Origin of the sequence: Pseudomonas campi (genome assembly GCF_013200955.2) — a bacterium.
Classification (GTDB): domain Bacteria; phylum Pseudomonadota; class Gammaproteobacteria; order Pseudomonadales; family Pseudomonadaceae; genus Aquipseudomonas; species Aquipseudomonas campi.
This window is the reverse complement of record NZ_CP053697.2, coordinates 113,513-136,118: the sequence shown is the minus strand read 5'-3', so window position 1 is coordinate 136,118 and position 22,606 is coordinate 113,513. Positions and strand designations below refer to the sequence as shown.

Here is a 22,606-nt window from a genome sequence, read left to right as displayed (position 1 = left end):
AACAGCCGCAGGCTGGTCAATTGGGCTCGGGCTGGTCGTTGCGCCTTGCCTGGCTTTAGCTCAAAAGTTCGTGAACAGATTCTGAAAACCAGGTGCTGCAGCGGCGACACAACACCGCCGCTGCAGCCGCCAGGATGCGATCTACACCGCGTCCTGTTTGGGATTGGCGCCGTACTGGTTATCGCCGGCAGTGCTGTCCTGCACCATGAACACGATCAGCACGATGGCGCCGACCAGCGGGATCAGGCCGATCAGCAGCCACCAGCCACTGCGATTGGTGTCATGCAGGCGGCGGATGGACACGCCGATGGCTGGCAGTAGCACAGCCAGCGAATACACGCCGCTCAACAGACCGATGCCCGACTCGGCACTGAACGTGCCAATTACCCCATCGATGATCGACAGCACCACGCTGGCGATCAAGTTGAACAAGACAAAGAACCAGTATTCCTTGCGCCGGGCCCTGCCATCGAACACCGCGTATTTCTTCAGAACGTCGAGATACCAGTTCATAGCCTGCTTTCCTTATGCCCCCGGATGGACACAGGCGAGTGCAGGGGGATTACCCTCGCCTGACAGCAAACAGGTCAGCCGGCCTGACAGGAACGAGGAGCAGCGCTATTCGCCGCCGACGGCGAAGTTGGGCAGGCTGTCGACCGGCTGGGCAAAGTTGAACGGAATCGATTCCAGGGCCAGACCGACATTGCGCTGCACCACGAAGTGCAGGTGCGGGCCGGTGCTGTTGCCGGTGTTGCCGGAGTTCGCCAGGTGGCTGCCGGTTTCGACCCGCTGGCCTTCCTGCACGCTTACCGAACCTCGCAGCAGGTGCAGATAGACGCCCATGGTGCCGTCGTCATGCAGGATGCGCACGAAGTTGCCGGACGGGTTGTTGCCGCGCCCGCTCTGCTGGTTCTCGGTTTTCACCACCACCCCACCACGCGCGGCGACGATCGGCGTGCCTTGCGGCATGGCGATATCCAGGGCATAGCGCCCGCGCGGCGTGAAGTGGCTGTACTTGCCGTTGGCGCCCTGGGTCAGCTTGAACGGCCCGCCACGCCAGGGCAGCGGGTAGCGATAGAGCAGCGGCTGCAAACGCGGGTCGCCCATGGCATAGCGCAGGCGCGGCTTGTAGCTCATGGGTTTAGCGGCGTCGAGTGGCGCCAGGGTGGCCAGGCGGATCTTGCTGCGCGGCGGCAGCACCCAGCGGATCGGCTGTTCCGGTGCGCCCGTGGCATTGACCACCTTGTTCAGGCTCAGCTCGATCTCTACCGGGGCGTAGAGGTCATTGCGGATCAGCAGGGTTTCGCCGGCATCGTGCTTCTTGGTTTCCAGCTTCACCAGGTTGTCCAGGCGCTCGATCATGCGATCGCGGAACACGAACACCTGAGCACCGGCCACCGCCTTGTCGCTATAGGTGACCACGCCGTTGGCATCGACGTACTTATAGATGGTCAGTGCGCTGGCCGGGGTAGCGGCCAGCAACGCTGCGCAGAAGAGAAATGAACGCCCTAGCATGACTGTCACGGATCGAGTGGTTATTGGTTATCCGGGGTTAGCAAGACTAGCAGCGCCGGCCAGCACGTGCGAGCCGCGAAGGGTCGCGCTGTGACCGGGCTCACCGCCGTCGGTCGCGGCGCGCCGTAGCCCGGATGTAATCCGGGGCAAGCGGCGTGAGAGTCTTCCCGGATTGCATCCGGGCTACGGGGCTACGCGCCCGGGCTGAAGTGCTTCTGCGCGCTGCCACGGGCGATCAGGCGCGACAGGTAGTCGAGCTTCTGGGGATCACGGTCGACAAACTTGAAGGTGACCTGCAGCCATTCGCTGGCAGGCGTAGGCTCCAGCGCCGCGACCGCGTGCAGGTAGCCGTTGAGACGGGCGGTTTCTGCAGCCTCGCCCTGCTCCAGATCGAGCACGGCACTTTCCAGCACCTGCGGCAAAACCTCGCCGCGCCGCACCACCAGCAGCGCTTCCTTGAGGCTCAGGGCCTTGATCACGCAGTCCATGTTGCCCCCAGGCAGACGCAGCTGCCCCTGGCCACGGCCGCCTGATGCGCTGGCGGCAGCTGGCTTGGCAGCAGCGGCTGGCTTGGCGAAGCCTGCTGCGGCAACCGGCGCGGCGGCCTTGGCCGCCGGCTTGACCACTGCTGCGTTGCCACCGGTCAGGGCGGCCAGCGAGTCATTGGCGAAGCTGCCTGTGCTGAGCATCTTCGGCGGCGCACTGGACATCAGCGCCTGCAGCTTGCCGGCACGGTGCAGGGCCTTCTTCACCTTGGTGATCAGTTGTTCGTTGGAAAACGGCTTGCCGATGAAGTCGGAGACGCCGGCCTGGATCGCCTGCACGACGTTTTCCTTGTCGCCCCGGCTGGTGACCATGATGAAGGGCACGATCTTCAGGCTGTCCTGCTCGCGGCACCAGGTGAGCAGTTCGAGGCCCGACAGCTCGGGCATTTCCCAGTCGCAGAGGATCAGGTCGACCGGCTGCCGGCTCAGCATCTGCTGGGCCTTGCGCCCGTTGATCGCTTCTTCGATCTGGATACCGGGGAAATGGTCGCGCAGGCCCTTTTTCACCAGGTCACGGATAAAGGTTGCGTCGTCCACCACCAGCACACTGACTTTGCTCATCGGCCACTCCTGCGACAATGCTGACAAGCATAGCTGCGGATGATGGCCCAAGGCCAACCGCGATCACTCAGGGATTTCCCGAGTGACGACCGGCCCTGCGCTGCGCTTATTCTTTGGCCTTGCCGGTGCCCTGCACTTCTTCCTGCATGCGCGCCAGGCCCATGTGCCGTACGTCGGTACCGCGCACCAGGTAGATCACCAGTTCGGCGATGTTGCGCGCGTGGTCGCCGATGCGTTCCAGCGAGCGCAACACCCAGATCACGTTGAGCACGCGGGTGATCGAGCGCGGGTCTTCCATCATGTAGGTGACCAGTTCACGCAGGGCAGTCTTGTACTCGCGGTCGATGGTCTTGTCGTACTGCGCCACCGACAGGGCCAGGTCGGCGTCGAAGCGGGCGAAGGCGTCCAGCGCCTCTTGCACCATCTTGCGCACCTGGTCACCGATATGGCGTACCTCGACGTAGCCACGCGGCGCTTCGCCTTCCTCGCACAGCAGGATGGCGCGCTTGGCGATCTTCGCCGACTCGTCGCCGATGCGTTCGAGGTCGATCACCGACTTGGAGATGCTGATGATCAGGCGCAGGTCGGAAGCGGCCGGCTGACGGCGGGCAAGGATGCGCAGGCATTCCTCGTCGATGTTGCGCTCCATCTGGTTGATCTGGTCATCGATCTCGCGCACCTGCTGGGCCAGGCCCGAGTCGGCGTCGATCAGCGCGGTGACTGCGTCGTTGACCTGCTTCTCGACCAGGCCGCCCATCGCCAGGAGGTGGCTGCGCACTTCCTCCAGCTCGGCGTTGAACTGCTGGGAGATGTGATGGGTGAGGCTGTCTTTGTTGATCATGGTCGAGCCCTTGCGAAACTGAGTGAAGGTCTTAGCGAAACGTGCCGGCCTTTGGAAAATCGTGCTGAGCGAGGAGGCGACGCGCAGACAGTACAACTAGTACGGCAAGCGCCGCCGACGAAGTGCAGCGCGATTTGCCATAGCCGGCGGGCTAGCCGTAGCGACCGGTGATGTAATCTTCGGTCTGCTTCTTCGCCGGGTTGGTGAACAGGGTATCGGTGTCACCGAATTCGATCAGTTTGCCCATGTACATGAACGCGGTGTAGTCGGAGACGCGCGCCGCCTGCTGCATGTTGTGGGTAACGATGACGATGGTGTACTTGCTCTTCAGCTCGTAGATCAGCTCTTCGACCTTGAGGGTGGAGATCGGATCCAGTGCCGAGCAGGGTTCGTCGAGCAGCAGCACTTCCGGCTGCACCGCCACGGTACGGGCGATCACCAAACGCTGCTGCTGGCCGCCGGACAGGCCGAGGGCCGAGTCGTGCAGACGGTCCTTGACCTCGTCCCACAGCGCGGCGCTTTTCAGTGCCCATTCCACGGCTTCATCGAGCACACGCTTCTGGTTGATGCCCTGGATGCGCAGGCCGTACACCACGTTCTCGTAGATGCTCTTGGGGAACGGGTTGGGCTTCTGGAACACCATGCCGACGCGGCGACGCAGCTCGGCGACGTCTTCGCCCTTGCGGTAGATGTTCTTGCCGTCGAGGTTGATTTCGCCTTCTACGCGGCAGCCGTCAACCAGATCATTCATGCGGTTGAAGGTGCGCAACAGGGTCGACTTGCCGCAACCGGACGGGCCGATGAAGGCGGTGACGCGCTGCTTGGGGATAGTCAACTTCACGTCGAACAAGGCCTGCTTCTCGCCGTAGTACAGGTTCAGCCCCGGTACTTCGATGGCCACGGTTTCCGCCGCCATGTTGAGGCTTTGCTTGTCGCGGCCCAGGGCCGAGATGTCGATACCGTGGCTATGTGCTTCGTGCTGCATGGGATGCTCCCTACGCTAACAAATTCGTTGATGCGCCGCGGCCGACTGGCCACGGCGTACTGATTAGTGGTCCAGCGCCTTGTACTTCTCGCGCAGGTGGTTGCGGATATAGACCGCCGCCATGTTCAGCACCACGATGACCAACACCAGCAGCAGCGCGGTGGCGTACACCAGCGGCCGCGCGGCCTCGACGTTGGGGCTCTGGAAGCCGACGTCGTAGATGTGGAAGCCCAGGTGCATGATCTTCTGATCAAGGTGCAGATACGGGTAGTTGCCATCCAGCGGCAGCGAAGGCGCCAGCTTGACCACGCCGACCAGCATCAGCGGCGCCACTTCGCCAGCGGCGCGGGCCACGGCGAGGATCAGGCCGGTCATCATCGCCGGGCTGGCCATCGGCAGCACCACGCGCCAGAGGGTTTCCACCTTGGTCGCACCGAGGGCCAGGGAGCCTTCACGCACGGCCCGCGGAATCCGCGCCAGGCCTTCTTCGGTGGCGACGATCACCACCGGCAGGGTCAGGATCGCCAGGGTCAGCGAGGCCCACAGCAGGCCCGGGGTGCCGAAGGTCGGCGCCGGGGCGGACTCGGGGAAGAACATGCGGTCCAGCGAGCCGCCCAGCACGTAGACGAAGAAGCCCAGGCCGAACACGCCGTAGACGATCGCCGGAACGCCGGCCAGGTTGTTCACGGCGATGCGGATCACCCGGGTCAGCGGGCCCTGCTTGGCGTATTCACGCAGGTAGATGGCCGCGATCACGCCGAACGGGGTGACGATCACCGCCATGATCAGGGTCATCATCACGGTGCCGAAGATCGCCGGGAAGATGCCGCCTTCGGTGTTGGCCTCACGCGGGTCGTCGCTGACGAACTCCCACAGCTTGGCGAAGTAGAAGCCGAGCTTGTCGCCCAGGCCCATGGCGTTGGGCTGGAAAGCCCGCACCACCTTGCCCAGGCTCAGGGTCACTTCGCGCCCGTCGACGGTCTTGACCGTGACGCTGTCGCGGTTGAACGCCTGGTTCAGCGCGATCAGCTCGGTTTCCAGCACCTTGTACTCGGCATCCCACTGCGCGCGCTCGGCATCCAGCTCGGCCTGGGCGACCGCGTCCAGCTCGCCTTGCAGCTCCAGCTTGCGGGTCTGCAGGCGGATGCGCTCGAGGCCGGCGTTGATCCGTCCGATGTCCTTCTTCTCCAGGCGTACCAGTTGCTGGTGCAGCTGCTCGACACGCTCGATGCGCTCCTGCAGCGCCGACCAGCTGGCGTCACCTTCGGCCACCAACTGGCCGTTTTCCTTGACGTTGATCAGGTAGCCGTAGAAGTTGCCCCACTCGCGACGCTCGAAGGCGGTGAGGTTTTCCGGGGTACGCGGGTTGCTCAGCCACTCGCCGACCACCCAGGTGAAGTCCGCGCCGAACACTTCGCGGTTACCCACCTTGAACAGCTCGCGGGTCATGAACTCGCCGCCCTCGGCGGTCACCGGCAGGCCGGAAGCGGCCAGGCGCGCGCGCGGCACTTCCTCGATCTGGGTGATTTCACCGGCCATCACCCGTACCGACTCGCCCGGTACCTGGTAATCGGCCTCGACGATATCCGCCGGCCAGAAGTGGCCGAGGCCGCGCACGGCGATCACCATCATCAGGCCCAGGGTCATGATCACCGCGATCGATACCGCGCCGGCATTCATCCAGACCCAGGGCGTACCGCTCTTGAACCAGGATTTCAGGTTGTTCTGTTTCACGGACATATACCTTCCCAAGCCTTAGAGCGAGGCGTACTTGACGCGCAGACGCTGGCGCACCAGCTCTGCCAGGGTGTTCATGACAAAGGTGAAGCCGAGCAGCACCAGCGCCGAGAGGAACAGCACGCGGTAGTGGGTACCACCGACTTCCGACTCGGGCATTTCCACCGCCACGTTGGCGGCCAGGGTGCGCAGGCCTTCGAACAGGTTCATGTCCATGATCGCGGTGTTGCCGGTGGCCATCAGCACGATCATGGTCTCGCCGACGGCGCGGCCCATGCCGATCATCACTGCCGAGAAGATGCCTGGGCTGGCGGTGAGGATCACCACCCGAGTCAGGGTCTGCCACGGCGTGGCACCGAGGGCCAGGGAGCCGAAGGTCAGGCTCTTGGGCACGCTGAACACGGCGTCTTCGGCGATCGAGTAGATGTTCGGGATCACCGCGAAACCCATGGCCAGACCGACCACCAGGGCGTTGCGCTGATCGAACGGGATGCCCAGATCATTGCTCAGCCAGCCGCGCATATTGCCGTCGAACAGCCAGTTTTCCACATGCCCGCTCATCGCCAGCGAGACATAGCCCACCAGCAGGATCACCGGAATCAGCAGCGCCGACTCCCAGCCATCCGGCACGCTCAGGCGAATCGACTCCGGCAGGCGGCTCCACAGGTAGGCGGCCAGCAGGATGCCGATGGGGGTGAAGATCAGCAGGCTGAAGATGCCCGGCAGGTGGCCTTCCACATACGGCGCGAGGAACAGGCCGGCAAAGAAGCCGAGAATCACCGTTGGCAGCGCTTCCATCAGCTCGATCACCGGCTTGACCTTGCGGCGCAGCGCCGGGGCCATGAAATAGGCGGTGTAGAGCGCGGCGGCGATGGCCAGCGGGGCGGCCAGGAGCATGGCGTAGAACGCCGCTTTCAGGGTACCGAAGGCCAGCGGCGCGAGGCTCAGCTTGGGTTCGTTGTCGGTGCTGGCCGAGGTCGACTGCCAGACATAGCCCGGCGCGTCGTAGTTCTCATACCAGACCTTGCCCCACAGCGAGCTCCAGGAAATTTCCGGGTGCGGGTTGTCGATGATCAGGCGTTGCAGTTGACCATTGCTCTCCACCAGCACGCGGTTGGCGCGCGGCGACAGGGCGGCCAGGGCCTGGCCCTCGGCGACCGGCTCGACCAGCAGGGTGCGGTGCGCGGTGCTGTGGAAGATGCCCAGGTTGCCCTTGGCATCCAGGGCATAGAAGCCCTTGCGGCGCTCTTCCGGGAGAATCTGGATGATCGGGCTGTCGGCCAGCTGGAAGCTGCGGATCGACTTCAGCACCGCCTTGCCATCGTCCTCGCGCACCATGAACCACTGGGCGATACCGCCGCTGCTGTCGCCGATCATCAGCGAGATACCGCCGAGCAGCGAGGTGGCGTTGCTGACCTCCAACTGCGCGTCGGCCAACAGCTTGTAGCGGCCATTCAGGCTCTTGCTGCGCATGTCGAAGACATCGGCGGTGGCGCGACCGTTGACCACGTACAGCCACAGGTGACGCGGGTCGATGATCAGCGCCTTGATCGGCTCGGCGATCTGCGGCAGGGCGATGCGCTCTTCGCTGAGGGTCACCTCGCCGGTCATCATGTTTTCTTCGCGCCCCAGGCTCAGCACGTGCAGCTCGGTGCCGGTGGAGCCTGCCAGCATCAGGGTGCCGCTGTTCAGGCTGAGACCGACATGATCGAGCACGCGGCCCTGGCTATCGAGCGTGATGGGCGCCTCGCCAAACGGATACTCGATGCTCGGCGCGATGGTCTTCACATCGTTGGGGTAGGTAATCTTGTAGACATGCTGGAACACCAGCACCTGGCCGTTGGACAGGCCCAGGGCCACGCGGTTGCTGCCTGGCTGGTCCTGACCAACCGAGGCAATCTGCACATCGGCCGGCAGCGGCAGCTGCACGCTGCTCAGCGGCTGCATCTTCTTCGCATCGAAGAACTGCACCTGGCCGTTCTGGTCCAGACGCATGGCCATCTGGTTCTGTTCTTCCAGGGTCAGCAGCAGCGGCGCGGCGGCTTCCTTGAGCCAGGCGACCTGCACCGGCTTGCGGCTATCCACGCTGGCGCCCTGGAACATTGGCAGCACCACGTAGGCCAGGTAGAAGAAGATCAGGGTGATGGCACCGAGCACCGCCATGCCGCCGACGGATACCGCCCAGCGCGCAAAACGGTCTTTCAGCGCGCGGATACGCCGCTTGCGCTGCAAGGCCGGGGTGTTGAAGTCCAGGCCGAGGGATTTGGAGGTGGCGGTCATGGTTTCACTAGCCAAGTCATTCATAGGTAAGAGCGTCTCTGCGCAGCCATGAGCGCGCCATCTGGAGTTCTGTCGCTATACGAGGCGCTAACTCTAGCGACTCTATATGACAGAAAAGTTACAGCGCTTTGACAAAGCAAAACCCGCCTGTCGTAAACGAAGGCGGGCATGCGACTTACTTATAGGCGTCCTTGCCAGTCAGGCGATCCTTACAGACCCAGTTCCTTCATGGTCTTCTCGACCACTTTGCTCGGCAGCGGAATGTAGCCGTCTTTGACCACAACTTCCTGACCTTGCTTGGACAGCACCAGCTTGACGAACTCTGCGTCCAGCGGGCTCAGCGGCTTGTTCGGCGCCTTGTTCACGTAAACGTAGAAGAAGCGAGCCAGCGGGAACTTGCCAGCCAGGGCGTTTTCTTCGTTGGCGTCAAAAGCTTCGCCGCCTTTCTTCGACAGCGGCACGGTCTTCACGCTGGAAGTCTTGTAGCCGATGCCCGAGTAACCGATGGCGTTGATGGTGCTGGAGATCGACTGCACCACGGAAGCCGAACCCGGCTGCTCGTTGACGTTAGCCTTGTAGTCGCCTTTGCACAGGGCTTCTTCCTTGAAGTAGCCGTAGGTGCCGGATACCGAGTTGCGACCGAACAGCTGGATCGGCTTGGCCGCCCACTCGCCGGTCATGCCCAGGTCACCCCAGGTTTTGATATCGCTGGCGCCACCGCACAGGCGGGTGCTGGAGAAGATCGCGTCAACCTGAGCCATATCCAGGGACTTGATCGGGTTGTCCTTGTGCACGAACACCGCCAGGGCGTCGATGGCTACCGGTACGGCAGTCGGCTTGTAGCCGTATTTCTCTTCGAACGCCTGGATCTCGGCATCCTTCATCGCACGGCTCATCGGGCCCATGCTGGCGGTGCCTTCAGTCAGAGCGGGCGGCGCAGTGGAAGAACCGGCGGCCTGGATCTGGATATTGACGTTCGGGTATTCCTTTTTGAACTCTTCGGCCCACAGGGTCATCAGGTTGGCCAGGGAGTCGGAACCGACGCTGGACAGGTTGCCCGATACGCCGGAAGTCTTGGTGTAGCTCGGCAGAGCCGGATCAACAGCGGCAACCGCAGTGGCAGTGGTTACGCCAGCGGCGACGAAAGTCATGGCCGCCATCAAACGCTTCAGTTTCATGCCTTGCTCCTGGAAAACTAGTGTTGGTTTGAACGGGGCCAAGTATCTGCAGGCCGCATGAACACTCTATGAAGGGATTGTGACAATTAGATTAAAGCGCGGAAAAAACTGAAAAGGCCTGCAAGCAGGCCTTTTCGATCACTGGTACATCCGCTTTGTAGGGCGCGGAAGATCGTCAGCAGCGTTTAAGACGTAGCCCGGATGCAATCCGGGCTACGCGGCTGGCGCCCCCTACACGGGCCGAGACCTCAGCCGGCGACCGCCTGTGGCTGGCGCTGCCACAGCCAGCCGCCGATCAGGATAAACAGCAGGCACAGGGCGCCGACATAGTAGGCCGGGCCCAGCGGGCTCCACTTCAGCAGCAGGCTGACCAGGATCGGCGTCAGCCCGCCGAAGATGGCGTAGGCCAGGTTGTAGGAGAACGACAGCCCGGAGAAGCGCACCAGCGCCGGGAAGGCGCTGACCATCACCAGCGGAATGGCGCCGATCATGCCCACGCACAGACCGGCCAGGGCATACAGCGGCAGCAGCAGTTCGGGATGGCTGGCCAGGCTGTTGTAAAAGGTCCAGGAGCTGAGCAGCAGCAACAGGCCGCCGCCGACGAACACCCGCCCGGCGCCGATGCGATCCGCCAGCCAGCCGGCCAGTACGCAGCCGATGCTCAGGCAGACGATGGCCAGGCTGTTGGCCTGCAGCGCCTCGGCCGGCTTGAAGCCATGCAGGGTCTGCAGCAGGGTCGGGGTCATCAGGATTACCACGACTATGCCGGCCGACAGCACCCAGGTCAGCAGCATGCACAAGATCACCGCCGGGCGATGCTCGCGCACCACGGTCTTCAGCGGCAGCTCGGCGGCCAGGGTCTGGCGCAGCTGCATTTCGGCGAACACCGGGGTCTCATGCAGCCAGCGGCGCAGGTACATGGCAATCAGGCCGAACAGGCCGCCGACCAGGAACGGGATGCGCCAGGCATAGGCCGCCAGTTCCTCTGGCGTGAACACCCGGTTGATCAGGCTGGCGGTCAGCGAACCGAGCAGGATGCCCACGGTCAGCCCCGCGGTCAGGGTGCTGCAGGCGAAGCCGATATGCCGCGGCGGCACGTGTTCGGCGACGAACACCCAGGCCCCCGGCACTTCGCCGCCAATCGCCGCGCCCTGCACCACGCGCAGCGCCAGCAGCGCCAGCGGCGCCCAGATGCCGATTTGCGCATAGGTCGGCAGCAGGCCCATGAGCAGGGTCGGCACGGCCATCAGGAAGATGCTCAGGGTGAACATGCGCTTGCGTCCGAGCAGGTCGCCGAAGTGCGCCAGGACGATGCCGCCCAGCGGTCGCGCCAGGTAACCGGCGGCGAAAATGCCGAAGGTCTGCAGCTGGCGCAGCCACTCGGGCATGTCGGCGGGGAAGAACAGCTTGCTGAGCACCGCCGTGAAGAACACGAAGATGATGAAGTCGTAGAACTCCAGCGCGCCGCCGAGGGCGGACAGCGACAGGGTCTTGTAATCACTACGGTTCAACGGGCGCGCCGCGGGCGCAGCGCTGGAGGGCACGGAAGACATGGTCGACAGCTTCTTTTATAGGAGTAGGGATGGCTGGCGCTGATGGCAGCCGCCGCACGATAGCAAATTGCACCGCGGGCCGGCAGCCGGGCCAGCCGACAAATGCAGAACTGGGCGGTCGTCGCCTGACGCGCCGCCCGATATACTGCGCGCTCGGCCCGCTGGGCCACGGGGGATTGTGCCAAGGCTTGGCCGTCGGCAAAGTCTTGGCAGAACCTCCCACACCACTCCAAACATAAGAAAAACGGCACCGGGGCCCCACCACCATGATCGAGCTCGAACAGGAAGATCCCATACCGCAAGGCGATCTGGCCCTGCAGCTGACCGCTCTCCCGCGCGAAACCAACGGTTTCGGCGATATCTTCGGCGGCTGGCTGGTGTCGCAGATGGACCTGGCCGGCACCGCCATGGCCAGCAAGGTCGCTGGCGGCCGGGTGGCCACCGTGGCCATCGACCGCATGGCCTTCCTGGTTCCGGTCCCGGTCGGCGCGCAGCTGTCCTTCTATACCCAGGCCCTGGAAGTCGGCCGCAGCTCGATCCAGATGCTGGTCGAGGTGTGGAGCGACGACCCGCTGTCCAGCGAGTGGCGCAAGGTCACCGAGGCGGTGTTCGTCTTCGTCGCCATCGATGGCAGCGGCCGCACCCGCTCGGTGCCGCCACGTCGCGGCTAAGCCGCGCACAACCTGCGGCGCGGCGCCCAAACGGCGCCGACGCCGAGGCCCGGCGGCCTCTCGTAGAGTGCACCGTGCGCACCGCCAGGTCTGTGTAGCGCCCTGGTGCGCACGGCGCGCCCTACAGCCGGCGATCAACCGCGAGCCACCCCACGAGCCGTTCCCCGGCACTGGCCTTTCACCGGGGTCTGCGGTACATCTCTGTTTTTAGCGTGCGGATGCCCCGATGAACACTCCCTCCCCCTCCGTCGAACGCATCGAACTGGATGAACTGGTGTGCTGGCGCGTGCAAGTCGGCGACGGCACCCTGCTGGTCGCCCAGCAAGGCGCGCAGATCCTGCATTACCAGCACGGCACGCAGGCGCCGATCATCTGGCTCAGCGAGCAGGCCCGCTATCAGCGCGGCCAGTCGGTACGTGGCGGCGCGCCGGTGTGCTGGCCCTGGTTCGGCGGCCTGACGCGCAACCCGCCGGCGGTGCAGGCCATGCACAGCAACCCGGCCAGCGCGCCGGCCCATGGCAACGTGCGCGGCCTCGACTGGCAGCTGCTGGGCATCGACCAGCACGACGGCGCCGTGACCCTGCAATTCGCCTTCGACAGCCGCAAGCATCCGCTGCCGGACTGGCCGCATGCGGCAGAGCTGCAGCTGAATATCCGCCTGGATCAGCAGTTGCACCTGGAACTGCGCAGCAGCAACCTGGGCACTCAGCCGCTGGTGTTGAGCCAGGCCCTGCACACTTACTTCGCCGTCAGCGATATCCGTGATGTCAGCGTGCAGGGGCTGGATGGCTGCCGCTATATCGAAACCCTGGAGGACTGGCAGGAGCGGCGACAGCAGGGCGCGCTGGACTTCGCCGGCGAGACCGACCGCATCTACCTGGACACGCCGACGCGCCTGAGCATCATCGATCCGGGCTGGCAACGGCGCATCCACCTGGATGCCCAGGGCTCACGCTCGGCCGTGCTGTGGAATCCATGGATCGACAAGGCCAAACGCCTCTCGCAGTTCGCCGAAGACGCCTGGCAGCGCATGCTCTGCATCGAAACCGCGAATATCTGGGACGACTGCGTGACGCTGGCCCCGGGCGCCAGCCACAGTCTGTGCCTGAGCCTGAGCAGCGAGGCACTCTAAGAGCGTTTACGATCTTTTTTCAGTACGTTAGCGACGTGTAGAAGCCGGTGCGGATCGCTTTTGCCCCCTCTCCCGTTCACGGGAGACGACTGCAGGGATGCAGGAGGTAGAGCGACGCAGGAAGCCGAGGGCTGGGGAGAGGGCGTGCTGGCCAATACCCTCTCCCCCTGCCCCTCTCCCACAAGTGGGAGAGGGGAGTTTCCAAGATCGCAAACTAGCCCTTACAGATCAGCCTCTTCCACCACCCGCACCGAACTGGCCTTGAGGGCATAGGCCGCATCGGCCAGGTCATTGCTGACCGTCTCGACCTGCAGCGGCCCCTCGACCCACAGCGGGGCGTAGATGTCTTCGAGCAGGATGCCCTGGGGATAGCGCACCAGCACGATCTGGTTCGGCGGTGGCGGCGGCACATGGATACAGGCGCCAGGGTACGGCACCAGGAAGAACAGCGTGCTGCGGCCCTCGGCGTCACTTTCCAGGGGCACCGGGTAGCCGCCCAGGCGTACCGTCTTGCCATTCAGATGGGCCACGGTCTTGCTCGAATACATCACCGCCGGCAGATCACTCTTCTGCTGCTTGAGGCCGCCCTGCTGACCGAAAGTACCAGCCGACTCCGGCGTCTCATGGCTGATTTCCGGCATGGCTTCGAGGGCCAGCTGATCCTCACGCGGCATCAGTTCCAGCCAGTCGGTTTCCCGTGGTTCGGCGTGCGCCAGTAACGGCACGAGCAGCAGGGCAAGCAGGATTCGGCGCATGACAGCTCCCGGTATGACGGTAAGCGGTAGACGGCGCTGAGGTGGCGAAGTTTCCTCCGCCCCAGCGGGCTCAGAACCTGTTTACGATCTCGCGAGCTAGAGCCAGGCTAGGCAAAAACAGGCGAGGAAGCGCAGTTTACAAGTGGTAAATGAGCATTCCGAGCCTGTTTTTAACGACGCATGGCCGACGCGCAGCAGATCGTAAACAGGTTCTCAGGCGTTGATCAGCGCTTCGACTTCGGCAATGCGCGCCTTGAGGGTCGCCATATCCTTGCTGCGCAGGGTGGCGTGACCGACCTTGCGCCCGACCTTGAAGGCCTTGCCGTAGTGGTGCAGGTGGCAATCGGCAATCGCCGCGACCTTCTCGACCGCCGGCACGCTGCCGAGGAAGTTGAGCATGGCGCTTTCGCCAACCTTGGCCGTGGAGCCCAGCGGCAGGCCGGTGACGGCGCGCAGATGGTTCTCGAACTGGCTGCACTCGGCGCCTTCGATGGTCCAGTGCCCGGAATTGTGCACGCGCGGGGCGATCTCGTTGGCCTTGAGGCCGCCGTCGACTTCGAAGAACTCGAAGGCCAGCACGCCGACGTAATCCAGCTGCTTGAGCACGCGACCGACATAGTCCTCGGCCAGGCCCTGCAGCGGGTGATCGGTGCTGGCGATGGACAGCGCCAGCACGCCGCTGTCGTGACGGTTGTGCACCAGCGGGTAGAAGCGCGTCTCACCGTCGCGACCACGCACGGCCACCAGCGACACTTCGCCAGTGAACGGCACGAAGCCTTCGAGGAGGCACGGCACGCTACCCAGCTCGGCGAAGGCGCCGACCACGTCTTGCGCCTGGCGCAGGACCTTCTGGCCCTTGCCGTCGTAGCCCAGGGTGCGGGTCTTCAGCACCGCCGGCAGGCCGATGGCGGCCACGGCGGCGTCAAGATCAGCCTGCGACTGGATATCGGCGAAATCCGGGGTGGGGATGCCGAGGTCCTTGAACATCGACTTCTCGAACCAGCGGTCGCGGGCGATGCGCAGCGCTTCGGCGCTCGGGTACACCGGCACGAACTGGGAGAGGAAGGCCACGGTCTCGGCCGGCACGCTTTCGAACTCGAAGGTCACCAGGTCGACGTCATCGGCCAGACGGCGCAGATGCTCGTGGTCGTTGTAATCGCCACGCAGGTGCTCACCCAGGGCCTGGGAGCAGGCGTCCGGCGCCGGGTCGAGAAACGCGAAACTCATCCCCAGCGGGGTGCCCGCCAGAGCCAGCATACGGCCCAGCTGGCCGCCACCAATGACACCGATCTTCATAGCTTCTGAGCTCCTATCAGGAACGCGGATCCGGGTTTTCCAGCACGGCTTCGGTTTGTTCGGTACGGAACTGCTTCAGCGCCGCATGGAACTGCGGGTGCTGGTGACCGAGGATGCTCGCCGCCAGCAGTGCGGCGTTGATCGCCCCGGCCTTGCCGATGGCCAGGGTGGCGACCGGAATGCCGGCCGGCATCTGCACGATCGACAGCAGCGAATCGACACCCGACAGCACGGCCGATTGCACCGGCACACCGAGAACCGGCAGGTGGGTCTTGGCCGCACACATGCCCGGCAGGTGCGCCGCGCCACCGGCACCGGCGATGATCACCTGGATACCACGGCTGTCGGCCTGTTCGGCGTACTGGAAGAGCAGGTCCGGCGTACGGTGGGCGGAAACCACCTGCACTTCATAGGGAATGCCCAGCTTGTCCAGCATCTCTGCGGTGTGACTGAGGGTGCTCCAATCGGACTTGGAGCCCATGATCACGCCAACCAGTGCGCTCATCGTTTTGCCTCTGACTCGGGCGCCTGTCGGCGCGACAAAAACCAACAAGCCACGCATCGGGCGTGGCTTGTTATGTGCGGGCCAGGCCGCATGGGGCCTGGAGGCGGCGCAGTATACCGGAAAGCAACGGGTGTCGCGCCCCTGGGGTGACCGTTTGTCAGTAGAGGTAGAGCAGTGCTTGCAGGATGATAGAGAGCAAAGTGCTTGGGACACTTGAGGCGCCAAAGCGGGCTGGGGCAGACTGCCTGTACACGGCGATCTTTCACTATGTCTTCCGGTCAGGACTGCACAGTTATCTATCAAAAAAATAAAACTGCCCTTTTTGCTCAATAGCAAAGCTGCATGTTCATCTGATGAGGAACTGGTTCAGCGACAACGATCCATTTATCAAGAAAGCACTGCAAGGAAGTCATATGAATAACTTCAAAGAAAAATCGGCCCAGAGCATAACGGCACTACTACTTGCAATGCTAATCCCCGGGTGCGCAAGCGATATCAAGACAGTTACAATGACGCCAGACCAAGGCAAGCTTGTGACTGGAAAGACAATTACTACACCTGCAGGAGTTAAAAGATTAAAAGCGGCTCTCGGCGAAGACATGTTTACGAACGAACAATATTTCATCACACCTGGCACGCTTGAATTTAATACAGCAACAATGCAGTCGGCCGCCAACGCCAAAATAAAGCATAAACTCAAGACTATAAGCTTTAATCTTCCTCCCGCACATCTCTCATCTGAAGGATACTCATCCGAAGGCCAGCACTACACATATCCGCGGAGCTTTGTCTCAAACAATGACACACCTGCCTACGGGGGATTGATTGCACCAATTGAGACACCAGAGATAGCTACAAAGATTTACTGGCATTGGAGCCCAAAAAACGCCGAAGGACTTTATTATTCCGCCCCACTATCAAAACCAGTACATTTAAACATCGAAAAAATCGAAAAAGATTCAACCAATGAAGCTCACAAGCCACTAACGCAAGCCTTAATATATTCCGGAGTTTCGGACGGGAAAATTCGTTTTATTTACAGAGAGTATACAAGGGGCGGATATTCGCGACCCGACTTCACCCAAGACGTAACTTTGAACTATACGCCGGGAGAAGAGTACGCATTCAAAAGCGCACGATTCGTAGTAGAAAAGGCTGGCAATTCATTTATAGACTTCATATTAATTAAAGGGTTTTAAATAAACCCCAAAAGCCCGCTTACAAGCACGTCGTACTGCAGTCCATTTCATACTGGCCCGCATTTTTCGATGCTCGGCATTTCAGGCCATCCTTATAAAACCATCAAGCCACTCGGAGCCAAATCCCCGTCAGTAGGCTGAGCGCAATCGCCGTGTAAGGGGTTGAGCGGCATGGATGCCGCGAAAGCCGCGATGGGCCAGGGATGGCCCTTCGCGGCGGGCCCCTGGAGCGGCGATGGAGGGAAGGTACCCGGAGCGAAGCGCAGGGCCGGATGTCGGGGTGCCCTTCTTTTTGGTTACTTTTTCTTGGGCAAGCAAGAAAAAGTGACGCGCCGTGAAGGGCGCAACCTGTAGCTTCAGCCGAGGAAAGCGCTGAGTCCGTATCCCATAGTGCAGGCCACAGATATCAAGGACGCAGCCAGTACCGCCCCATAAGAATCCTGCCTGAAGCCACTGACTCAAGCCGATTGCCGAGTTTCGATGGGACTTCTTGTTCCGCCCTCCAGGGCGGCTCACTTTTTCCAGGCACGGAAAAAGTAAGCAAAAACGCTATGCCCCTTGCATCCGGCCCCGGCTGCGCCGGGGTGCGTTCGTTCCATCACTGCTCCGAGGGTCGGCGTACAAGGGCCATCCCTGGCCCTTTACGCCTTTCGCCGCATCCCTGCGGCTCAACCCTCTACACAGCGACTCCACTCACCCTCCTGATGGGGCGCTCAGAGTTGCCTGGAAGTTTGCGGATTTTTTGTAGGAGCGAGCTCTGCTCGCGAACCAGGCCCCACGAAAGCTTCGCGAGCAGAGCTCGCTCCTACCGATTTGATGGTGCCCACACCGCGGCGTTTCCGCGTCACGCGAACAGCCAATCAGTTGCTGTACTCGTAGATGATCGAATCAAAGGCACCCGCGTCATGCCCGCGCCTGAGGCACTGATTGAACTGCTGCAGAAACCAGCCCATCTTCAGTTCCTTGGCAATGCCCATGTGCTTGCTGTCGGACTTGAACGGCACGGGCAAGGCGGCAAAGGTATCGCCCTGCAAGTCCGGGCTGCCCTCGACGAGTTTGCCGATATCCACGCTGGAGCCCATCAGGATGGCATCGATGCGCTCGCGCTGGAGCATGGCCAGGCCACTGCGGCTGTCGTTGAAGCCAACGATGGTCAGGCTGCCGTTGGCCACCGCCTCGTCAAAGGCGGTGCCATAACTGGTGCCGATGGACACGCCGACCAGCTTGCCCTGCAGGTCGGCAATCTTCTCGTAGGTGAACTCCCGGCCCTTCTTCACGATCAGCACGATGTGCTCGGTAAAGATCGGCTCGGAGAAATCGAAGAGCAGCAGCCGCTCCTCACTCATCGACAAGCCGATGACCCCGCCGCCGCCGCGCTCGGCCAGGGTGTAGGCGCGCGCCCAGGGCATCAGTTTGATCTGGTAGGGCACCTGCATTTCATCCAGGCAGAGCTTGCTGATGTCGACCACGATGCCTTTGGCCTGGCCCGCTTCTTCGTAGTACTTGGGGTAGCCATCGTGGGTGCCGTAGACCATGAACGCCTCGGCCTGCGCACCCCGCACCGCCAGCAAGGCCAGCAGCAGGACCAGCACATGTAACTTGCTAACGGACATGGCGGCACCTCGCAGGGAGGTTGGAGGGAATCACTTAACTGTAGGAGCCAAGGCACGAACGTGCATCTAACCGATTACCTGACTCGATACCCGAACATCGCTGATGCCTGGGGGTAGTTTCACCGAGCCCGCCCCCCCTGGATGAGCAGCGGATGCCGACACGCGGCAAACCGAGAACTCCGCCACACCGCGTTTTTCCGTTTTGCCTACAATCCGCCGCCCTACTCCGCCAGATTGAAAAGGATTTCAATATGCGCCGCGCCTTTGCTCTTCTGCTTGCCACGCTCTGCGGCTGCGCCAGTGCGCCACCGGGCAGCACTCCGCTCACTGTGCATGATGAAAGCCTCAGGCCGCGCGCCGCCTTCGAGGTTTGTTATCAGTTGAGTTTCTGTCCCCTGGTCAGCACCGCCTCGCTCCCCGAAGCACGCTGATTGCAGCCAGGGGGCAGGCCCACGAAGTCAGCGCCCTGCGCCGCCAGTTGGCCAGGCGCCAGGCCCTGGAGCAGCGCCTGCTTGGCGCTGGCTGTTGAAGCGGCTTCTGTAGGCCCCCGGCGAGATGCCCACCCGCTGCTTGAACAGGCGGCGGAAGGAGCTGCCGTCCTCGTAGCCAACCTGCTCGGTGATGCGGTCGAAGTTCTCCTGCCCCCCCTCCAGCAGGTGCTTGGCCCGGTCGATGCGCAGGTTCTGCAGATACTGCCCTGGCGTCAGGCCGGTGGCCTCCTTGAAACGGCGGATCAGGTTGCGCTGGCTGAGGGCGAAGCGCTCGGCCACCTGCTCCAGGTCGATGGGCTGGGCCAGGTGTTTCTCCAGCCAGACCTGCACCTTGAGGATGTCGCGATCCTGATGGCTCTTGTTGAAGTGGTCGCTCATGTAGGGGGTCTGCAGGCGCTCGGCACTGTCGACCAGCAGCTTCTTCGAGCATTCGGCCGCCAGCTGGGGCGAGGCGAAGCGGCGGATGATGTGCAGCAGCAGGTCGCTGCCGGTGGTCGAGCCAGCCGAGCAGAGCAGCAGGCCGTCATCGGTCACAGTGCGCTCGGCCTGCAGCCGCACCCGGGGGAAACGCCGGGCGAACTGCTCGCTGAAGATCCAGTGGGTGGTGGCGCGCTTGCCCTCCAGCAGGCCGGCCTGGGCGGTGACGAAGGTGCCGGTGCACATGCTGGCGATGTAGCTGTTGCGCCCGTGGTGGTGACGCAGCCAGGCGTATACCGGCTCCAGCTCTGGCAATACCGTGAGGATGTTGAACATGAAGCCCGGCACTATGATCAGGTCGGTCTCCTCAATCTCGGCTAGGGCCTTCTGCGGGGTCAGGCGCAGGCCTCCCGTGCAGCTGACGGGCCCGCCGTCGATGGACGCGCTCTGCACCTCGAAGGGCTCGGCGCCGGTGGCAAGCCGCTGCAGCACATTGGCGCACTCGAGGAACTCCATGGCCGCAGAAACACTGGTAGCCGAGCAGCGCTCAGCCATCAAAACGGTCACTCTCATCTCACACTCCCTCGTCCCACGCGAATCTCGCACGCTTTCCGTCAATTTCACCCATGTTGGCGCCGCCCCGCGCCACCTAGCATGCACCGCATGGGGATGATGCCCCGGTGAGCAAAGGAAACGCGGCGATGAAAAATACAGCCTATCGGCTATTCAAAAAACCCTTCTTCGGCCGTTTCATGCGCCCCTGGCGCTGGCCCGAGCAGATCGATCCGCAGCCCTGGCAACGCCTGACCATCGACAGCAGCTCCGGCGCGCGCCTGTCGGCCCTTCTGGCCAACAGCCATGCACCCGAGGCCAAGGGCGCGATCCTGCTGGCCCACCCCATGGGCACGGTGGCCAAGGGCTTCTGGCTGAAGCAGGGCCACGCCGAAATGCTGCGCGAAGCCGGCTATCACGTGATGCTGTTCGACCTCAACGGCTTCGGCGAGAGCAGCTCCACAACCATGGACTACCCCCTGGATGTGCTGGCCGCCGGCCAGGCGCTGCAGGCCCGCTACCCGGACCTGCCGGTGGCGGTGGCCGGTGCTTCCATGGGCGCGGCCATGAGCCTGTGTGCCCTGGCCCAGCCGGGACACCCGTTCAAGGTGGCAATCCTCGAAGCGGCCTTTCCGACACTGCTGCACTTCTGGCGCCGCTATCCCATTCCCCGACTCGGCATCCAACTGAGCACGCTGTTGTATCCCGCGGGAGAACGCCGCCTGCGCCCGCTCCATGCAGCAGCCCATCTGGTGGGACAGCCGCCCGTGCTGATGATCTACGGCGAAGATGACCCCTACACCCCCGTGCGCGATGGCCAGCAACTGCACCAGGCGCTCGCCCGCGCCACCCATACCGAGTTCTGGCAGGTGCCGGGCGCCAAGCACACCCTGGCCTACGCGGCGCAGCCGCAGGACTATGCCCAGCGGGTGACCGCCTTCCTCGACACGCATCTGGCCAGCCACGCCTGAGCCCCTTCACAACCCCCAGGACCAGAGGATCAATCATGGCCTTCGAAGAAATGCTGCGCGCCGCCTGTGATGCATCACCCACCCAGATACAGATTCCGCAACACTGGGGCCAGGGCCGCGCCACCTTCGGCGGGCTGCTGGCCGCCTGCCTGTTCGACAAGATCCAACCACAGGTCGCCGCCGGGCGAGCGGTGCGCTCACTCATGTTGTCCTTCGTCGCGCCCGTGGCCCCTGGCATTCTGGACGTACAAATCGAGGTGCTGCGCGAGGGCAAAGCGGCAACCCAGATCCAGGCTACGGCGGTGCAGCAAGATCAAGTGTGTGCCGTGATGCTGGCGAGCTTCGGCGGCGATCGCAGTTCGGCGGTGAGCGTGGGTGCGCTGCCCGCACCGGCGTTCCGGGCCCCCGAGACGGTGTCGCCCTTCCCCTTCATCGCCGGCCTGACGCCGGACTTCACCCAGCACTTCGACTATCGCTACGCGGTCGGCAAGATGCCCTTCATGGGCGGCCAGGAGACACGCATGGGCGGCTGGATCCGCTTGCGCGACCCCGGCGCGCAAGCCACCAGCGTGGCCGAACTACTGTGCCTACTGGACGCCTGGCCACCGGCGGTGTTCAGCCTGCTCAAGGCTCCGGCGGCCGGTAGCTCGCTGAGCTGGACCGTCAGCTTCGCCGACGCTTCGGACGACTGCGCGGCCGGCGACTGGTGGCAGTACCTGGCCGACATCCAACACGCGGCCAACGGTTACAGCCACATAGACGCCACAGTGTGGAACAAGCACGGGAACGCAGCGCTGATCAGTCGCCAGACCGTCAGCGTCTTTGCCTAACCCGCGCCCAGGCCGCCTGCCAGCTTGCGCCAAAGCAGACGCACCGCCGCCTTGCGTGACAGCTCGCAGCGGTACAGGCGAATCTCCAGCGGCACCTGCCAGTGCTCGCCGCCACAGATGGTCAGCTCGCCGCGGGCCAGTTCGGCGGTCACCGACAGGCGCGGCACCCAGGCCACGCCCAGGCCCTGCATGGCCATGCTCTTCAGGCTGTCGGCCATCGCTGTTTCGTACACCGTGCTGGAGCGCAGGGCGCGCTGGCGCAGCAGCAGGTTGACCGAGCGACCGAGGAAGGCACCGGCGCTGTAGGCCAGCAGCGGCACGCTCTGCCCGCTGTCGAGGTCGAACAGCGGCGCGCCGGCCTCGTCCACCGCGCACACCGGCAACATCGAGGTGGCGCCCAGGTGCAACGAGGGGAAGATTTCCGGCGCCAGCTGCAGCGCGGCGTCCGGATCGTAGTAAGCGAGGATCAGGTCGCAGGCGCCTTCGCGCAGGGCGTGAATCGCCTCGCCGACGTTGCTCGCCACCAGCCGGGTGTTCAGCGGCAGACCCTCGCGGCGCAGGCGAGCGATCCATTCCGGAAAGAAGCCCAAGGTCAGCGAATGCGCCGCGGCAATCTGCAGCACTTCGCCCTGCTGGCCCTCGACGTTGTGCAGGTGGCGCACCACCTCGCCGAGTTGCTCGACCATGCTGCGCGCCGTGACCAGGAACAGCTGGCCGGACTCGGTCAGCTCCACCGGCGTACGCGAACGGTTGACCAGGGTCAGCCCCAGCGCCGCCTCCAGGCTGCGGATACGACGGCTGAAAGCCGGCTGGGTGACGAAGCGCTTCTCCGCCGCCTGGGAAAAGCTGCGGGTGGCCGCCAGGGTGACGAAGTCTTCCAGCCACTTGGTTTCCAGGTTCATCGAATCTCCGTAGCCCGGCTGCAATCCGGGAAATGTTTCGATAGCTCCCACGCTCTGCGTGGGAGCGTCACTCAGGC

At 63.4% G+C, this 22,606-nt stretch carries 20 protein-coding genes; 5 read left to right on the top strand and 15 right to left on the bottom strand.

Annotated elements, in window-relative coordinates:
- Positions 1–141: 141 nt before the first annotated feature.
- The 9 genes from HNE05_RS00575 to HNE05_RS00535 all read right to left on the bottom strand — a co-directional run bounded on the left by HNE05_RS00575 (position 142) and on the right by HNE05_RS00535 (position 11,195).
- Positions 142–513: a DUF805 domain-containing protein gene (locus HNE05_RS00575; protein ID WP_173211031.1), complete on the bottom strand. Its 372-nt coding sequence runs from the start codon at positions 511–513 to the stop codon at positions 142–144.
- 105 nt (positions 514–618) lie between these two features.
- Positions 619–1,515 (bottom strand): peptidoglycan DD-metalloendopeptidase family protein, encoded by an 897-nt coding sequence (locus HNE05_RS00570; protein WP_173211029.1) that lies wholly within the window; start codon positions 1,513–1,515, stop codon positions 619–621.
- A 191-nt stretch (positions 1,516–1,706) separates the two neighbouring features.
- Positions 1,707–2,621 (bottom strand): response regulator, encoded by a 915-nt coding sequence (locus tag HNE05_RS00565; protein ID WP_173211027.1) that lies wholly within the window; start codon positions 2,619–2,621, stop codon positions 1,707–1,709.
- A gap of 106 nt (positions 2,622–2,727) precedes the next feature.
- A complete protein-coding gene (gene phoU, locus HNE05_RS00560; protein WP_173211025.1) occupies positions 2,728–3,462 on the bottom strand; it encodes a phosphate signaling complex protein PhoU in 735 nt (244 codons plus the stop codon).
- A gap of 151 nt (positions 3,463–3,613) precedes the next feature.
- Entirely contained in the window at positions 3,614–4,447 is an 834-nt protein-coding gene (pstB, locus tag HNE05_RS00555; protein WP_173211023.1) for a phosphate ABC transporter ATP-binding protein PstB, read from the bottom strand.
- Between the two features lie 63 nt (positions 4,448–4,510).
- On the bottom strand, positions 4,511–6,181 hold the full coding sequence (pstA, locus tag HNE05_RS00550; RefSeq protein ID WP_420827016.1) for a phosphate ABC transporter permease PstA: 1,671 nt from the start codon (positions 6,179–6,181) through the stop codon (positions 4,511–4,513).
- A 21-nt stretch (positions 6,182–6,202) separates the two neighbouring features.
- Positions 6,203–8,488 (bottom strand): ABC transporter permease subunit, encoded by a 2,286-nt coding sequence (locus HNE05_RS00545; RefSeq protein ID WP_173211019.1) that lies wholly within the window; start codon positions 8,486–8,488, stop codon positions 6,203–6,205.
- A 185-nt stretch (positions 8,489–8,673) separates the two neighbouring features.
- Positions 8,674–9,642, bottom strand: coding sequence for a PstS family phosphate ABC transporter substrate-binding protein (locus HNE05_RS00540; protein WP_173211017.1), 969 nt, complete (start codon positions 9,640–9,642; stop codon positions 8,674–8,676).
- Positions 9,643–9,890: 248 nt separating this feature from the next.
- The gene (locus tag HNE05_RS00535) at positions 9,891–11,195 is read right to left on the bottom strand and encodes an MFS transporter (protein WP_173211015.1); all 1,305 of its coding nucleotides are present in this window, start codon (positions 11,193–11,195) and stop codon (positions 9,891–9,893) included.
- 266 nt (positions 11,196–11,461) lie between these two features.
- Between HNE05_RS00535 and HNE05_RS00530 the strand changes: the two genes are divergently transcribed.
- Together HNE05_RS00530 and HNE05_RS00525 are read left to right on the top strand one after the other, a co-directional pair.
- Complete coding sequence (locus tag HNE05_RS00530) at positions 11,462–11,866, top strand: acyl-CoA thioesterase (protein ID WP_173211013.1); 405 nt, start codon at positions 11,462–11,464, stop codon at positions 11,864–11,866.
- A 226-nt stretch (positions 11,867–12,092) separates the two neighbouring features.
- Positions 12,093–12,998, top strand: a complete 906-nt coding sequence (locus tag HNE05_RS00525; RefSeq protein ID WP_173211011.1) for a D-hexose-6-phosphate mutarotase — start codon at positions 12,093–12,095, stop codon at positions 12,996–12,998.
- Between the two features lie 221 nt (positions 12,999–13,219).
- Here HNE05_RS00525 and HNE05_RS00520 read toward each other — a convergent pair whose 3' ends face one another.
- The 3 genes from HNE05_RS00520 to purE all read right to left on the bottom strand — a co-directional run bounded on the left by HNE05_RS00520 (position 13,220) and on the right by purE (position 15,554).
- Positions 13,220–13,753, bottom strand: coding sequence for a DUF3299 domain-containing protein (locus HNE05_RS00520; protein ID WP_173211009.1), 534 nt, complete (start codon positions 13,751–13,753; stop codon positions 13,220–13,222).
- Between the two features lie 213 nt (positions 13,754–13,966).
- Positions 13,967–15,049, bottom strand: a complete 1,083-nt coding sequence (locus HNE05_RS00515) for a 5-(carboxyamino)imidazole ribonucleotide synthase (protein ID WP_173211007.1) — start codon at positions 15,047–15,049, stop codon at positions 13,967–13,969.
- A 16-nt stretch (positions 15,050–15,065) separates the two neighbouring features.
- Positions 15,066–15,554: a 5-(carboxyamino)imidazole ribonucleotide mutase gene (gene purE / locus HNE05_RS00510; protein ID WP_173211005.1), complete on the bottom strand. Its 489-nt coding sequence runs from the start codon at positions 15,552–15,554 to the stop codon at positions 15,066–15,068.
- A gap of 413 nt (positions 15,555–15,967) precedes the next feature.
- Between purE and HNE05_RS00505 the strand changes: the two genes are divergently transcribed.
- Positions 15,968–16,753 carry a hypothetical protein gene (locus HNE05_RS00505; RefSeq protein ID WP_173211003.1) on the top strand — a complete coding sequence of 262 codons (786 nt, stop codon included), beginning with the start codon at positions 15,968–15,970 and terminating at the stop codon, positions 16,751–16,753.
- Between the two features lie 860 nt (positions 16,754–17,613).
- On the opposite strand, the gene HNE05_RS00500 is transcribed toward HNE05_RS00505, so the two are convergent.
- The gene (locus HNE05_RS00500; protein ID WP_173211001.1) at positions 17,614–18,366 is read right to left on the bottom strand and encodes a substrate-binding periplasmic protein; all 753 of its coding nucleotides are present in this window, start codon (positions 18,364–18,366) and stop codon (positions 17,614–17,616) included.
- 458 nt (positions 18,367–18,824) lie between these two features.
- Positions 18,825–19,847, bottom strand: a complete 1,023-nt coding sequence (locus HNE05_RS00495; RefSeq protein ID WP_173210999.1) for a GlxA family transcriptional regulator — start codon at positions 19,845–19,847, stop codon at positions 18,825–18,827.
- Positions 19,848–19,975: 128 nt separating this feature from the next.
- On the opposite strand from HNE05_RS00495, the gene HNE05_RS00490 reads away from it, so the two are divergent.
- Complete coding sequence (locus HNE05_RS00490; protein WP_173210997.1) at positions 19,976–20,797, top strand: alpha/beta hydrolase family protein; 822 nt, start codon at positions 19,976–19,978, stop codon at positions 20,795–20,797.
- 35 nt (positions 20,798–20,832) lie between these two features.
- Positions 20,833–21,627 (top strand): acyl-CoA thioesterase, encoded by a 795-nt coding sequence (locus tag HNE05_RS00485; protein ID WP_173210995.1) that lies wholly within the window; start codon positions 20,833–20,835, stop codon positions 21,625–21,627.
- Here HNE05_RS00485 and HNE05_RS00480 read toward each other — a convergent pair.
- Entirely contained in the window at positions 21,624–22,529 is a 906-nt protein-coding gene (locus tag HNE05_RS00480) for a LysR substrate-binding domain-containing protein (RefSeq protein ID WP_173210993.1), read from the bottom strand. The genes HNE05_RS00485 and HNE05_RS00480 overlap by 4 nt on opposite strands.
- Between the last annotated feature and the right edge of the window lie 77 nt (positions 22,530–22,606).

What these genes read in the sequence shown, in the direction of transcription:
- HNE05_RS00490 (WP_173210997.1), top strand. Translation starts at nt 19,976, where the DNA reads ATGAAAAATACAGCCTATCGGCTATTCAAAAAACCCTTCTTCGGCCGT.
- HNE05_RS00545 (WP_173211019.1), bottom strand. Translation starts at nt 8,488, where the DNA reads ATGAATGACTTGGCTAGTGAAACCATGACCGCCACCTCCAAATCCCTC.
- HNE05_RS00480 (WP_173210993.1), bottom strand. Translation starts at nt 22,529, where the DNA reads ATGAACCTGGAAACCAAGTGGCTGGAAGACTTCGTCACCCTGGCGGCC.
- HNE05_RS00575 (WP_173211031.1), bottom strand. Translation starts at nt 513, where the DNA reads ATGAACTGGTATCTCGACGTTCTGAAGAAATACGCGGTGTTCGATGGC.
- HNE05_RS00485 (WP_173210995.1), top strand. Translation starts at nt 20,833, where the DNA reads ATGGCCTTCGAAGAAATGCTGCGCGCCGCCTGTGATGCATCACCCACC.
- HNE05_RS00540 (WP_173211017.1), bottom strand. Translation starts at nt 9,642, where the DNA reads ATGAAACTGAAGCGTTTGATGGCGGCCATGACTTTCGTCGCCGCTGGC.
- HNE05_RS00505 (WP_173211003.1), top strand. Translation starts at nt 15,968, where the DNA reads ATGAATAACTTCAAAGAAAAATCGGCCCAGAGCATAACGGCACTACTA.
- HNE05_RS00495 (WP_173210999.1), bottom strand. Translation starts at nt 19,847, where the DNA reads ATGAGAGTGACCGTTTTGATGGCTGAGCGCTGCTCGGCTACCAGTGTT.
- HNE05_RS00570 (WP_173211029.1), bottom strand. Translation starts at nt 1,515, where the DNA reads ATGCTAGGGCGTTCATTTCTCTTCTGCGCAGCGTTGCTGGCCGCTACC.
- HNE05_RS00515 (WP_173211007.1), bottom strand. Translation starts at nt 15,049, where the DNA reads ATGAAGATCGGTGTCATTGGTGGCGGCCAGCTGGGCCGTATGCTGGCT.
- HNE05_RS00535 (WP_173211015.1), bottom strand. Translation starts at nt 11,195, where the DNA reads ATGTCTTCCGTGCCCTCCAGCGCTGCGCCCGCGGCGCGCCCGTTGAAC.
- HNE05_RS00500 (WP_173211001.1), bottom strand. Translation starts at nt 18,366, where the DNA reads ATGTCCGTTAGCAAGTTACATGTGCTGGTCCTGCTGCTGGCCTTGCTG.
- phoU (WP_173211025.1), bottom strand. Translation starts at nt 3,462, where the DNA reads ATGATCAACAAAGACAGCCTCACCCATCACATCTCCCAGCAGTTCAAC.
- HNE05_RS00530 (WP_173211013.1), top strand. Translation starts at nt 11,462, where the DNA reads ATGATCGAGCTCGAACAGGAAGATCCCATACCGCAAGGCGATCTGGCC.
- HNE05_RS00520 (WP_173211009.1), bottom strand. Translation starts at nt 13,753, where the DNA reads ATGCGCCGAATCCTGCTTGCCCTGCTGCTCGTGCCGTTACTGGCGCAC.
- HNE05_RS00565 (WP_173211027.1), bottom strand. Translation starts at nt 2,621, where the DNA reads ATGAGCAAAGTCAGTGTGCTGGTGGTGGACGACGCAACCTTTATCCGT.
- HNE05_RS00525 (WP_173211011.1), top strand. Translation starts at nt 12,093, where the DNA reads ATGAACACTCCCTCCCCCTCCGTCGAACGCATCGAACTGGATGAACTG.
- purE (WP_173211005.1), bottom strand. Translation starts at nt 15,554, where the DNA reads ATGAGCGCACTGGTTGGCGTGATCATGGGCTCCAAGTCCGATTGGAGC.
- pstB (WP_173211023.1), bottom strand. Translation starts at nt 4,447, where the DNA reads ATGCAGCACGAAGCACATAGCCACGGTATCGACATCTCGGCCCTGGGC.